Genomic DNA, 12,707 nt, shown 5'->3' with positions numbered 1-12,707 from the left:
CTTGTTTTTAAAATTATAGTACAAATGTATTTTAGAAAAAAACCAGAAATCCTGACATAAATCATAGATTGAAAATTATTTTAACACTAAATATAGAAAGGGTTTCAAACTCAAGCATTTTATGCTAAATTTGCACTCCTATGCAAAAAACGATTAACATATTAAATAAGAGAGCTAAGTTTGACTACGAAATACTAGACAAATACACCGCTGGTATTGTATTAACTGGAACCGAAATCAAATCCATCCGACTTGGAAAAGCTTCTATTGCAGAAAGTTTTTGCGAATTCAGTAACCACGAACTATTCTTAATCAATGCCACAATTGAAGAATATTTATACGGCACACATTACAACCACAAAGCCAAAAGCGAGCGTAAATTGCTATTGAACAAAAAAGAATTAAAAAAGCTTGAAAAAGACAGTGATAACAAAGGTTTAACTATTGTCCCTCTACGTTTATTTACCAATGAAAAAGGATTGGCGAAAATAGAAATTGCATTGTGTAGAGGAAAGAAAAATTACGACAAGCGCGAAACACTAAAAGAAAAAGATACCCAACGCGATTTAGACCGAGTTAAGAAACGCTTCTAAGGTTTTACCAATGAAAGACTTATTAAAACAAGCTCGTTTAGACCAAAAATTATCAACTAGAAAATTGGCTGAACTTTCCAAAATTGATCAAGCTTTGATTAGTAAGTTTGAAAATGGCTTTCGTATTCCTACCAAAAAACAAGTGCAAACTTTAGCGCAAATTCTGAAAATAGACTTAAAAAAGCTATTAGTAGCTTGGTACAAAGTGAAATTAGATAAAAATTTCGACTTAAATTCGTTTGCCATTCAAGCCATTACTGAAATTCTTCAAGAAAAAGGAATTGAAGTTGGTAACGATAAAAAAGAAAATCAAATTACCGAAATTTTAGACGAACTCGAAATTCTAAAACAAAAACTTACGAGCTTGAAGTAGTATCCAGTTTTCAGTCGCAGTCGCAGTTTACAGAAAAAATCTAATTGTCAATTCCTAATTTCTAACTTCTTTCACCTAATTTTTATCTTCCAAAAGTGGAACAAATCGAAAATCACCGTATTCGTGTTTTTCAAATTGGGTTTCGTTTTTTCTGATTAAAAGTGTCATAATTTGTTCGTTTTCACCAACAGGAATGACCAATCGACCACCAATTTTCAATTGAGCCATCAATGCTTGCGGAATAAATGGAGCGCCGGCTGTTACGATAATTCCATCAAATGGTGCATATTGAGGCAATCCTTTATAACCATCACCAAAGGATAAAAATTTAGGCCGAATACCTAATTTAGGTAATAACAATGAAGTCGTTTTAAACAATTCATTCTGACGTTCTACAGAATATACTTTCGCTCCCATTTTACACAAAACAGCCGTTTGATAACCGCTACCCGTTCCAATTTCTAATATTTTTGCTTCTTTTTTCACTTCCAATAACTGACTTTGGAAAGCAACTGTATACGGTTGTGAAATGGTTTGGCCTGCACCAATTGGAAATGCTTTGTCTTGGTAAGCAAAATCTTCAAAACTAGACTCTAAAAACAAATGACGCGGAATTTTACTAATAGAATCTAATACGTTTTTATCAGTAATTCCTTTGTCCTGCAATTGTTTGACCAACTGATTTCTAAGTCCTTGATGTTTATTAGTATCTTTCAATTTGGGTAGTAATTTGATTGGGTAAAATTAGATTGAAAAATATCAAAAAGCAAATCATAAAATATACTAACTTTTAAACATTAAACTTTTGAACTTTAAACTAAAATTGTACTTTTGATAAAATTAATTTTTTATGCTAAAAGTTGGAGTTTTAGGTGCTGGTCATCTTGGAAAAATACATTTGCGATTATTAAATCAATCCAATAAATATGAATTAGTAGGTTTTTATGATCCTTTTGAAGAAAATGCCAATAAAGTTGCGGCAGAGTTTGGATATAAAAAGTTCGACACGATTTCGGAACTAATAGCTGCTGTTGATGTTGTTGATATTGTAACTCCAACGCTATCACACTACGAATGTGCCAAAGAAGCCATTCAAGCTGGAAAACATGTTTTTTTAGAAAAACCGATTTCAAACACTGTTGCAGAAGCCGAAGAAATCATCGTTTTAGCAAAAAAACACAACGTAAAAGGACAAGTCGGACATGTAGAACGCTTCAATCCAGCATTTACAGCGGTGAAAGATAAAATTCAAAGCCCAATGTTTATAGAAACGCATCGTTTGGCTGAATTTAATCCACGTGGTACGGATGTTCCTGTGGTTTTAGATTTAATGATTCACGATATTGATGCGATATTGAGTGTGGTTAAATCCAAGGTAAAAGCCGTTCGTGCTAGTGGTGTTGCTGTAATTTCGGATTCTCCAGATATTTGTAATGCTAGAATTGAATTTGAAAATGGTTGTGTTGCTAATGTAACTTCAAGCCGAATTTCGATGAAAAATATGCGTAAATCGCGTTTCTTCCAAAAAGATGCTTACATTTCTGTAGATTATTTGGACAAAGTGTGTGAAGTTGTAAAAATGAAAGATGCACCAGAAGTTCCCGGTGATTTCGACATGATTTTACAAAATGCAGAAGGCGTAAAAAAACAAATCTATTTTGACAATCCATCTGTGAGTCCAAATAACGCCATTTTAGACGAATTGGAAACTTTCGCAGATGCTATCAATAATGATACTACTCCAATTGTAACTTTAGAAGATGGAACCGAAGCTTTAAGAGTAGCTTATATGATTATTGAATCGATGGAAAGTAGACTAAAAAATTAACTTGAAACTTTAAACCTGAAACAAAATAATATAATGAACACAATCGCAGTTATAGGAGCAGGAACTATGGGTAACGGAATTGCTCATACTTTCGCACAAAGCGGATTTACCGTAAAATTAATCGATATTTCAGAAAAATCAATCGAAAAAGGAATGGCAACTATTGCCGCTAACCTTGACAGAATGGTAGCCAAAGGAAGTATCACCGAAGAAGACAAACACAAAACCATTGGAAATATCATCACGTATACCGACGTTAAAGATGGCGTTGTAGGTTGTGATTTAGTTGTTGAAGCGGCTACTGAAAACGTACAATTGAAATTCAATATTTTCAAACAATTGAGTGAAGTTTGTGATCATAACGTAATTTTAGCAACCAATACTTCTTCCATTTCTATTACGCAAATAGCCGCTCATGTAGTGCATCCAGAACGAGTTATTGGAATGCATTTTATGAATCCAGTGCCGATTATGAAATTGGTAGAAATTATTCGCGGTTACAATACTTCTGATGAAGTGACCAAAATCATCATGGATTTATCAGTGAAATTAGGAAAAACGCCAACAGAAGTGAACGATTACCCAGGTTTCGTGGCAAATAGAATTTTAATGCCAATGATTAACGAAGCTATTGAAACGTTATACAACGGTGTTGGTGGTGTTTACGAAATCGACACGGTAATGAAATTAGGAATGGCTCATCCAATGGGACCATTACAATTAGCTGATTTCATAGGATTAGACGTTTGTTTGTCGATCTTAAACGTAATGTACGACGGATTCAAAAATCCAAAATACGCGCCATGTCCGTTATTAGTAAACATGGTAATGGCTGGAAAATTAGGCGTAAAATCAGGTGAAGGTTTCTACGATTACTCTGAAAGCAAAAAAGCAGAAAAAGTTTCGAAACAATTTACAAAGTAAACAGTCACAGTTTTCAGTCGCAGTATAAACTGTTTACTGTGACTGAGACTGTAAACTAAACAAATGGCCAAAATAAAACCTTTCAAAGCGCTCCGACCCGTTCGAGACAAAGTAAGTTTGGTAACTTGCAGAAATTATGATGATTACAGTCCGGCTGAGCTTGCTGCATGGTTAGATTTTAATCCGTATTCATTTTTGCATGTGATTAATCCTGCTTATTTGCATGCACATAAAGTGAATTCGGAAAAGCGTTTTAAAGGTGTTGCCTTAAAATACCAAGATTTCAAAACCGAAGGTGTTTTTATGCAAGAAGAAACGCCCGTTTTTTATTTATACGAAATCAAACAGAAAACCAACACATTTACTGGAATTATAGCTGGAACTGCTGTGGGAGATTACCAAAACAATGTCATAAAAAAACACGAAGACACCTTGCAATATCGTGTGGAAATGTTCAAAGATTATTTACATCAAACCCAATTCAACACCGAACCTGTTTTGATTACGTATCCTGATAGTGTAGCAATCAATACCTTCATTCATTTACGAAAACAAAGTGAACCAGTTTACGAATTTTCAACTACCAATAAGGAAAAACACACGCTTTGGAAAATTGATACCCAAAGTGAAATTGATTGGTTACAAGAACATTTCGAGAATATTCCCAACTTATATATAGCTGACGGACATCATCGTTCGGCTTCGGCGGAATTATTATTGGAAGAAAACAAACATTTGGGCAACGAAAACCTGAATTATTTCATGAGTTTCTTAATTGCCGAAAGTAACGTCAAAATTTACGAATTCAACCGATTGATTCGCGACTTGAACGGACATTCCAACGCTGATTTTCTTATGGAATTAGCCAAAAACTTCACCATAGAAAACAAAAAACAAGAATTATGGAAGCCTGAAAACAAATTTGAATTTGGTATGTATTTGGATGGAAATTTTTATGCTTTGTTTTACAAACAGTTAGATACAGAATTGTCAAATCAAGCGGAAGCCTGTTCCGAACTAACGAAATCGAGATTAGGAGAATCTATTTTAAATAACTTGGACGCCCAAATTTTATACGAAAAAGTACTAAATCCACTACTAGGAATTGAAGATTTACGAACCGATGAACGCATTTCCTATCTTCCAGGAAAACAACCGATTTCAACCATAAAAAACAAAATAGACGAAGGCGAATTTGAAGTGGGCTTCCTACTCTACCCTTCCGACATCAACGAAATCAAAGTATTAGCCGATAACAATTTAATCATGCCTCCAAAATCAACGTATATCGAACCGAAATTTAGAAGTGGTTTGGTGGTGTATGAGTTGTAGATTTTTTTTAGAAAAAAGAATCAAGAGAAAAGAAAAAAGACACAATTTTGTCATTTCGACGAAAGAGAAATCACATTAATAAATTCAAGCATGTCAAAAATTTCCTTTATTGGTACAATTTTTTTTCAATTTTTATTAGTTTTAAATCTAAAACTATTAGATAATACATATCTAATTCTTTTTTTATTTTCTGCTTGCTTATTAATTGGATTATTTTTAAAAATAGTATTCAAAAAATCAAATATACATCAAATTGGAAATGGAATTTTGTTTGGTTCTTTAGCTTCTTTAGGTTTAATAATTATATTTATGATTTGGTTGTCTTATAATTTCCCTAAATAGTATTTTTGTAGAAGAAAACTCAATTAAAAAATGTCAATCTCAAATAACCTAACTCAAATAAAATCCCAAATTCCACCTCACGTTACCTTAGTAGCGGTTTCAAAAACCAAACCTGTGGCGGATTTAATGGAAGCATATGATGCTGGGCAACGTATTTTTGGAGAAAATTATGTCCAAGAATTAGTGGAAAAACACGAGCAAATGCCAAAAGATATACAATGGCATTTTATTGGGCATTTACAATCTAGAAAAGTGAAACTCATTGCTCCGTTTGTAAGCTTAATTCACGGAGTGGATAGTTTGAAATTATTACAAGAAATCAATAAACAAGCGGCTAAAAATAATCGTGTGATTGTTTGTTTGTTGCAAATTCATATTGCAGAAGAAGAAAGTAAATTTGGATTAGATGAACAAGAATTAGACGAGATTCTGAAACAAGTTCAGAATGACAATGAAAACTATAAAAACATTCGAATTGTAGGGTTAATGGGAATGGCAACGTTCACCGAAAACCAAAACCAAATCGAAAAAGAATTCCAAAATTTAAAATCCATTTTCGACAAAGTAAGTCAACTGAGCACTGAAAACTGCCAACTGAACACTCTTTCAATGGGAATGTCGGGCGATTATCAACTGGCAATTTCATGTGGAAGTACGATGGTTCGAATTGGAAGTAGTATCTTTGGAACGAGAAATTATCAATAAGGCAATTTGTCAATGTGCCAATTAACTGTAAACTGAGACTGAATACTGTAAACTAATTTGTACGCAATACTCGACATAGAAACCACCGGAGGACAATACAATGAAGAAGGTATTACGGAAATCGCCATTTATAAATTTGATGGCCATGAAGTAATTGACCAATTCATAAGCTTAATCAATCCTGAGAAGCCAATCCAACCTTTTGTTGTTAAACTTACAGGGATTAACAATGCTATGTTGCGCTCTGCTCCTAAATTTTATGAAGTAGCCAAACGCATCATCGAAATTACCGAAGGTTGTATTCTAGTGGCGCACAATGCTTCTTTCGATTACCGCATTTTACGTACTGAATTCAATCGTTTGGGTTATGATTTTAAAATGCCAACGCTTTGTACCGTTGAACTTTCCAAAAAATTAATTTTGGAACAACCCTCCTATAGTTTGGGTAAATTAGTACGTTCATTGGGAATTCCAATGGCGGATAGACATCGTGCAAGTGGCGACGCTTTGGCAACTGTACAATTATTCAAATTGTTATTAGCTAAAGATACTGAGAAAGAAATCGTTAAAAGTTTTGTCAAAACTGAGATTAAACCGGGTATGTTGCCCAAGCTTTTGGATATTGTTGAAGCACTGCCATCAAAAACGGGTATTTACTACATTCACAACGAAAATGGCGATTTGATTTACATTGGAAAAAGTAAAAACATCAAGAAAAGAGTCAACCAACACTTCACTGGAACCAATAGCAAATCTAAAAAAATACAACGCGATGTTTATGCCGTTACCTATGAAGAAACGGGTAATGAATTGATTGCATTATTAAAAGAAAGTGAAGAAATTAAAGTGAATAAACCTATTTACAACAGGGCACAACGCAAAAGTATTTTCCAATATGCTTTATATTCATTTAAAAATGAAAAGGGTTATTTAGCACTTCGAGTGGAAAAAGCCGATGGCAGAAAGAAAGAAATTACTTCGTTCACCAGCTTACAAGAAGGCAAAAATGCTTTGTTTCGCATTACAGAAAAATACCATTTGTGTCAAAAAATAAACGGTTTATATGAAACTAAAAATGCTTGTTTTCAATACAAAATAAAAGAATGTAACGGTGCTTGTATTGGTGAAGAAAGTCCTGAAATTTATAACGAAAAAGTAAAGGAATTTTTAGCTGAGAATAGCTTTGAAAATCAAAATATGGTTATTGTTGATCGCGGTCGAACTCACAATGAGCGAAGTGCTGTTTTAATCGAAAACGGAATTTACAAAGGGTATTGCTTTTACCATTTAAATTATCAAATCAATAACATTGAAATTTTAAAAAATATAATTATTTCAATGCAACACAATAGAGATACTAAAACCATCATTCAAACGTATTTGCGAAAAAGAAAAGTGATGAAAATAATTCATTTTTAATGCGTTACTTTGTAGTATGAGAGAAGCATTTAAATCAAAATATGAGCTTTTTAGGCAAAAAACGTATATCATTATTTATGGTACAAATACGTTCGCTGGTCGTTTATTCGACTTAATCTTATTGGGTTTAATCCTTTTGAGCGTGATTTTGGTCATGCTCGAAACCATTCAAGGATTCGATGTAAAGTACCATGATGAATTGGTGTTTTTAGAATGGATAATTACTATTTTCTTTAGTATTGAATATATTTTACGAATCCTAACTATAAAAAAACCTACAAAATACATTTTTAGCTTTTACGGAATTATTGACTTGATTGCTACTTTACCCATGTATTTGTCTTTCTTCATTACAGGAACAAGTGTTTTAACTGTTGTTAGAGCGTTGCGTTTATTGCGTTTGTTCAAAATATTAAATCATCCGCAATTTTCAAGTCAGTCTGTTCATTTACGTGAATCTATTATGGCCAGTCGAGGTCGTATTTTAGTTTTTATGTATTTCGTATTGATTAGTTGTATTCTAATTGGTTCCATTATGTATGTGGTTGAAGGACCAGAATCTGGATTTACAAGCATTCCAACAGCTATTTATTGGTGCATTGTTACATTAACAACAGTTGGTTATGGCGATATTTCACCCATTACACCATTAGGCCAATTTATAGCTTCGTTCGTAATGATTATGGGATACGGAATCATTGCAGTTCCAACAGGTATTGTAACGGCTGAAATTGCTAAAAATAATCTTATTAGAGAACAAAAGAACAAAAGAATTTGCAAAAATTGTGCTTCAGAAGAAAACAGTATTTCGGCTAAATTTTGTTCAGAATGCGGTCATGAATTATAATCAGAAGCTATTTCCAGCTTTTCATTACAAGTTTTTGCGCTTTTGCACCATTTTTCTATAGCTTTGCAAAGAGCTTCTTGGGTCGCTTTTGCAAATCAAGAAAAATTGGCACACAACCACAAAAAGCTTTCCATTTTAATCTGGGCTAAAAAATCGTTATTATCGTTTTTTCATGAACTATCTTATCACCATTATCGGACCAACAGCTATTGGCAAAACTGCATTAAGTATTGCCTTGGCTCAACATTTTGGTTGCGATATTATTTCTTGTGATAGTCGACAATTTTTTAAAGAAATGAAAATTGGCACCGCTGTTCCAAATGAAAAAGAATTGGCTGGAGCACCGCATCATTTTATCCAAAATAAATCCATTTTTGAATCGTATTCGGTTGGTGATTTTGAACAAGAAGCGTTAGCTAAATTGGACGAATTATTTGAGAAAAATAACGTACAAATTATGGTTGGCGGTTCTGGATTGTATGTGGATGCCGTTTTAAAAGGATTTGATGAGTTTCCAGACATAGATGCTTCAGTCAGAGCTGAAATAAATGCAAAATTTGATATTCTAGGAATCGAATATTTACAAGAACAACTTCAAAAGCTAGATTCAGAATATTATCAAAAATTACAAACTGAAAATCCGCAAACCTTGCAAAATCCGCAACGGATGAAACGCTTTGTAGAAGTTTGTTTGGGAACTGGAAAACCGTATTCTAGCTTCATTGGAATTAGAAAAAACAAGCGTAACTTCACTCCTATTATCATTGGTTTAGAAGCTAATAGAGAAAAAATGTACGAAAGAATCAATCAACGTGTGGATATCATGCTAAAAGAAGGACTTTTGGAAGAAGCTAAAAATTTGTATCCAAACAAACAGTTGAATGCGTTACAAACCGTTGGTTACCGCGAATTATTTGATTATTTCGATGAAAAAACTACCTTAGATTTCGCTATCGAACAAATCAAAATGAACACCAGACGTTTTGCCAAACGTCAAATTACGTGGTTCAAACGAACTGAAAATGTAAGTTGGTTTGATTATTTAGCTGATAGAAAAGAGATTATAAATTTTATAAATGATATAATTAAAAAATAAAAAATGCCCATATCAACCCAATTTACTTCAATTTTAGAATTAGACTACGAAATTAATTTTCTACAATGCTACCCAAACGGTTTGTTGAAATATACCGATTTGTGCAATATTTTTCAAATTACAGCTGGTTTACATGCTGATTTAGGCGGCATAAGTTTTAGCGATATGCAATCGCATCATCAAGCTTGGGTAATGAGTAAAATGCGTTTAGAAATCAACCGATTGCCTAAATGGCGCGATAAAGTTCGTGTTAAAACTTGGATTAAATCGTTAGAAAATTCGCGTTCAACAAGATGTTTGGAATTGTATTTAGGCGATGAAAAATTAGCGGGTTGTGAAACCTATTGGGCGGTTTTAAATACCGAAATTAGAAGACCAGAAAACTTGGCTTTGCCGCACGAACATTTCATTAAATATCCTGAAAACAGCGCTACTGAAAAATCGGTGCAACGTATTAATTTAGATGTTCCGTTTGAAAAAATTGTAGATTATACGGTTCAACTATCGGATTTAGATATTGTAAATCATGCTAACAATGTAAAATACTTAGAATGGTGTCTGAATCTAATGGATAGAAAATTCGTTTTAAAACAGCAAATTAAAGGGTTTGAAATGAATTTCTTAAAAGAATTAAACTTAAATGATGAAGTTGCGATTTCGAAGAACGAAAATACATATACTATTTCAAAGGACGATAAAGTTTGTTTTGCTTTGGAATTGATTTTATAATAAAAATCTACTGAAAACTAATTTGCTACGCCTGATAGCAATGAAAAAAAGGAGTTTTTGTTGCTATACAATTGCGACCTAAGAAGCACATTTTATAGTTTACTAAAACCCTTTTTTTGTGAGGAGTTGTAATGTATAGCAGGATTACGTTCCAAAAAAAAAGCCCTGATTATTCAGAGCTTAATTGTTTATTTTTTTATTACTAATCTAAAACCTTCGCCATGAATGTTTAGGATTTCTACGTTTTCGTCTTGCTTCAAATACTTTCTTAATTTGGCAATGTAAACATCCATACTTCTTGATGTGAAGTAGTTATCGTCTCTCCAAATTTTTGTTAATGCAAGTTCTCTAGGCATTAAATCATTTTCGTGTAAAGCTAACATTTTCAATAATTCGCATTCTTTTGGCGACAATTTTACTGGTTCTTGTCCGTTGAAAGATAAGAAACGTAATTTTGAATTCAAATGAAAGCTTCCAATTATGAACTCAAATTTGTTATTATCTGGTTTAACTTCGGTGGCTTTACGTTGAATAATCGCTTTGATTTTCATTAGCAAAACTTCTGAATCGAATGGTTTATTTAGGTAATCATCAGCACCTACTTTATACCCTTTTAAAACATCTTCTTTTAATGTTTTAGCGGTTAAGAATATAATTGGCACCTCTTGATTTTTCTCACGAATTTCTCTTGCTAAAGTATAGCCATCTTTGTAGGGCATCATCACGTCTAAAATACACAAATCGAAAGTATCTTTTTTGAATTTTTCGAAACCTTCCATTCCGTTTTTAGCCAATGTAACATCGAAATCGTTTATAATTAAATAATCTTTCAATATTGCACCAAAGTTGGGATCGTCTTCAACTAATAAAATCTTTTTAGCTTCCATAGTCTTTTTTATATTTTTTTTTTAATTTATTAATGGCATTTTCAATGTAAATGTACTTCCTTTTCCTTTTTCACTTTCTACCGTGATTTGTCCGTTGTGATCTTCCACGATTTGTTTTACGTAAGCCAAACCTAAACCGTGACCTTTCACGTTATGTAAATCACCAGTATGTTCGCGATAGAATTTTTCAAAAACTCTTTTTTGAGCTACTTTACTCATTCCGGCACCTTGATCTTGAATTTTAATCAAAATGTAATCTTTGATATTTTCGGTAAAAATATCAATTACAGGAGCCTCTGTTGAGTATTTTACTGCGTTATCTAATATGTTTACTAAAACATTAGTAAAATGAACTTCATTTAATAAAATTGTTGTTCTAGTAGCTTTAAAATGCGTTGTTATTTTTCCTTGACTGTCTTCCACAATCAAGCTAATATGTTCAATAGCGTTTTCTAATACTTCTACAACATCTGCAGGTTCTTTAGAAATGTCTAATTCATTTTTTTCTAATTTAGAAATTCTAAGTACATTTTCTACTTGCGCATGCATACGTTTGTTTTCGTCTTTAATCATTTGCAAATAACGCTGTACTTTTTCCTTATCGTCAATAATTTTTGGATTTTTAATAGCGTCCAAAGCTAGATTGATTGTCGCAATTGGCGTTTTAAACTCGTGCGTCATGTTATTAATGAAATCTGTTTTAATTTCAGAAATCTGTTTTTGTTTGATTAATTGGTTCAACGCACTTGAATAGGTTAAAATAATTACCAAGGTAAACAATAATGAAATTAAAGAAATCCCAATTAAAGAAGAGAAAAGAAACTTACTTTTCTGAGGAAAAGAAACCAATAGCTGGTATTGGGTTGCGCCTTCATTATCTTTAAAAATAGGAATTCCGTATGTTAATTCTCTGTCATATTTAAATTTAGTTGAGCGAATTTTAGTTGCTAAACCATTGCTATAAATTCCGTATTCGAACGGCGTTTTTACACCATAATTGTCCAATTCTTCTCTTAAATATTGCTCCAACTTTTCATTAGTAATTCTGTCTTGAAGTGAACGAAAAGATACTACATCTTTGAACATAACCTCAAAATTAGCTTTATCAAGAGCTGACAAATTTCCAATCTTTTGTATGGTTTGATCCGGCTTTTTATTCATTTGTAAGCTTGGATTATCTATAAAAGAACCATTGTATACTTCCGTTTTTCGATTAGCAATAATATTTCTAATTTTTATTGAATCAGCATTTTTATCAAAGAACGAGCCTGTAATTCCGTAATTTTCAGCAATTATAGTATTGGTATAAATGATAGTTTCGTTGGTTTTTGCATCTTTTTCGTAGAAAAAAATTTCTCTCAACACACTTGAATCTGGTGTTTTACCCGTACTATCTTTAATTTTATTGAATTCAACAATGAAAGATTTTAATTCTTCACTATTAATTTTTTCAGCAACATTACCAATAACTTGTTGTACATGAAACTTGAATTGTTCCTCACTTTGGTCTAACGAACTCGAAATCCAGTACAATTGCACTACAATTATACCTATTAACGACAAACTCATTAAAAACACTAAGAGTCGAAATCTTTTCTTATTCATTGATACAAATTTAACATTTTAACATTT

General features: G+C 32.5%; 13 protein-coding genes. 10 read left to right on the top strand and 3 right to left on the bottom strand.

Translation table 11 applies throughout. The features are described from left to right. The first annotated feature begins 140 nt into the window (after window positions 1-140). On the top strand, window positions 141-593 hold the full coding sequence (gene smpB, locus DPN68_RS08350; RefSeq protein ID WP_113989199.1) for an SsrA-binding protein SmpB: 453 nt from the start codon (window positions 141-143) through the stop codon (window positions 591-593). Window positions 594-603: 10 nt separating this feature from the next. Beyond that, complete coding sequence (locus DPN68_RS08345; RefSeq protein ID WP_113989198.1) at window positions 604-966, top strand: helix-turn-helix domain-containing protein; 363 nt, start codon at window positions 604-606, stop codon at window positions 964-966. 75 nt (window positions 967-1,041) lie between these two features. Here DPN68_RS08345 and DPN68_RS08340 read toward each other — a convergent pair whose 3' ends face one another. Beyond that, window positions 1,042-1,683 (bottom strand): protein-L-isoaspartate(D-aspartate) O-methyltransferase, encoded by a 642-nt coding sequence (locus tag DPN68_RS08340; RefSeq protein WP_113989197.1) that lies wholly within the window; start codon window positions 1,681-1,683, stop codon window positions 1,042-1,044. 133 nt (window positions 1,684-1,816) lie between these two features. Between DPN68_RS08340 and DPN68_RS08335 the strand changes: the two genes are divergently transcribed. From DPN68_RS08335 to DPN68_RS08295, 8 genes are all read left to right on the top strand, one after another. Continuing rightward, on the top strand, window positions 1,817-2,794 hold the full coding sequence (locus DPN68_RS08335; protein WP_113989196.1) for a Gfo/Idh/MocA family protein: 978 nt from the start codon (window positions 1,817-1,819) through the stop codon (window positions 2,792-2,794). A gap of 33 nt (window positions 2,795-2,827) precedes the next feature. Further along, window positions 2,828-3,718, top strand: a complete 891-nt coding sequence (locus DPN68_RS08330; RefSeq protein ID WP_113989195.1) for a 3-hydroxyacyl-CoA dehydrogenase family protein — start codon at window positions 2,828-2,830, stop codon at window positions 3,716-3,718. A gap of 63 nt (window positions 3,719-3,781) precedes the next feature. Then, window positions 3,782-5,050, top strand: coding sequence for a DUF1015 domain-containing protein (locus DPN68_RS08325; protein ID WP_113989194.1), 1,269 nt, complete (start codon window positions 3,782-3,784; stop codon window positions 5,048-5,050). 372 nt (window positions 5,051-5,422) lie between these two features. After that, entirely contained in the window at window positions 5,423-6,097 is a 675-nt protein-coding gene (locus tag DPN68_RS08315) for a YggS family pyridoxal phosphate-dependent enzyme (protein WP_113989192.1), read from the top strand. A 57-nt stretch (window positions 6,098-6,154) separates the two neighbouring features. After that, complete coding sequence (locus DPN68_RS08310; protein ID WP_113989191.1) at window positions 6,155-7,516, top strand: exonuclease domain-containing protein; 1,362 nt, start codon at window positions 6,155-6,157, stop codon at window positions 7,514-7,516. Window positions 7,517-7,532: 16 nt separating this feature from the next. Next, window positions 7,533-8,363, top strand: a complete 831-nt coding sequence (locus DPN68_RS08305; RefSeq protein ID WP_113989190.1) for an ion transporter — start codon at window positions 7,533-7,535, stop codon at window positions 8,361-8,363. 172 nt (window positions 8,364-8,535) lie between these two features. After that, window positions 8,536-9,459 carry a tRNA (adenosine(37)-N6)-dimethylallyltransferase MiaA gene (gene miaA / locus DPN68_RS08300; protein WP_113989189.1) on the top strand — a complete coding sequence of 308 codons (924 nt, stop codon included), beginning with the start codon at window positions 8,536-8,538 and terminating at the stop codon, window positions 9,457-9,459. A gap of 3 nt (window positions 9,460-9,462) precedes the next feature. Next, window positions 9,463-10,188 (top strand): acyl-[acyl-carrier-protein] thioesterase, encoded by a 726-nt coding sequence (locus DPN68_RS08295; RefSeq protein WP_113989188.1) that lies wholly within the window; start codon window positions 9,463-9,465, stop codon window positions 10,186-10,188. Window positions 10,189-10,376: 188 nt separating this feature from the next. On the opposite strand, the gene DPN68_RS08290 is transcribed toward DPN68_RS08295, so the two are convergent. Next, window positions 10,377-11,075: a response regulator transcription factor gene (locus DPN68_RS08290; RefSeq protein WP_113989187.1), complete on the bottom strand. Its 699-nt coding sequence runs from the start codon at window positions 11,073-11,075 to the stop codon at window positions 10,377-10,379. A gap of 21 nt (window positions 11,076-11,096) precedes the next feature. Then, complete coding sequence (locus DPN68_RS08285) at window positions 11,097-12,680, bottom strand: sensor histidine kinase (RefSeq protein WP_113989186.1); 1,584 nt, start codon at window positions 12,678-12,680, stop codon at window positions 11,097-11,099. Window positions 12,681-12,707: the final 27 nt, after the last annotated feature.

The sequence above is a fragment of the Flavobacterium tibetense genome, assembly GCF_003293845.1.
Lineage (GTDB): Bacteria > Bacteroidota > Bacteroidia > Flavobacteriales > Flavobacteriaceae > Flavobacterium > Flavobacterium tibetense.
Note: the sequence above shows the minus strand (reverse complement) of the source record. Positions and strands in the feature narration are given on the sequence as shown.

Excerpts from the sequence above, each read along its gene's own strand:
- smpB (WP_113989199.1), top strand. The coding sequence starts at position 141 with ATGCAAAAAACGATTAACATATTAAATAAGAGAGCTAAGTTTGACTAC.
- DPN68_RS08345 (WP_113989198.1), top strand. The coding sequence starts at position 604 with ATGAAAGACTTATTAAAACAAGCTCGTTTAGACCAAAAATTATCAACT.
- DPN68_RS08335 (WP_113989196.1), top strand. The coding sequence starts at position 1,817 with ATGCTAAAAGTTGGAGTTTTAGGTGCTGGTCATCTTGGAAAAATACAT.
- DPN68_RS08285 (WP_113989186.1), bottom strand. The coding sequence starts at position 12,680 with ATGAATAAGAAAAGATTTCGACTCTTAGTGTTTTTAATGAGTTTGTCG.
- DPN68_RS08330 (WP_113989195.1), top strand. The coding sequence starts at position 2,828 with ATGAACACAATCGCAGTTATAGGAGCAGGAACTATGGGTAACGGAATT.
- DPN68_RS08290 (WP_113989187.1), bottom strand. The coding sequence starts at position 11,075 with ATGGAAGCTAAAAAGATTTTATTAGTTGAAGACGATCCCAACTTTGGT.
- DPN68_RS08315 (WP_113989192.1), top strand. The coding sequence starts at position 5,423 with ATGTCAATCTCAAATAACCTAACTCAAATAAAATCCCAAATTCCACCT.
- DPN68_RS08325 (WP_113989194.1), top strand. The coding sequence starts at position 3,782 with ATGGCCAAAATAAAACCTTTCAAAGCGCTCCGACCCGTTCGAGACAAA.
- DPN68_RS08305 (WP_113989190.1), top strand. The coding sequence starts at position 7,533 with ATGAGAGAAGCATTTAAATCAAAATATGAGCTTTTTAGGCAAAAAACG.
- miaA (WP_113989189.1), top strand. The coding sequence starts at position 8,536 with ATGAACTATCTTATCACCATTATCGGACCAACAGCTATTGGCAAAACT.
- DPN68_RS08295 (WP_113989188.1), top strand. The coding sequence starts at position 9,463 with ATGCCCATATCAACCCAATTTACTTCAATTTTAGAATTAGACTACGAA.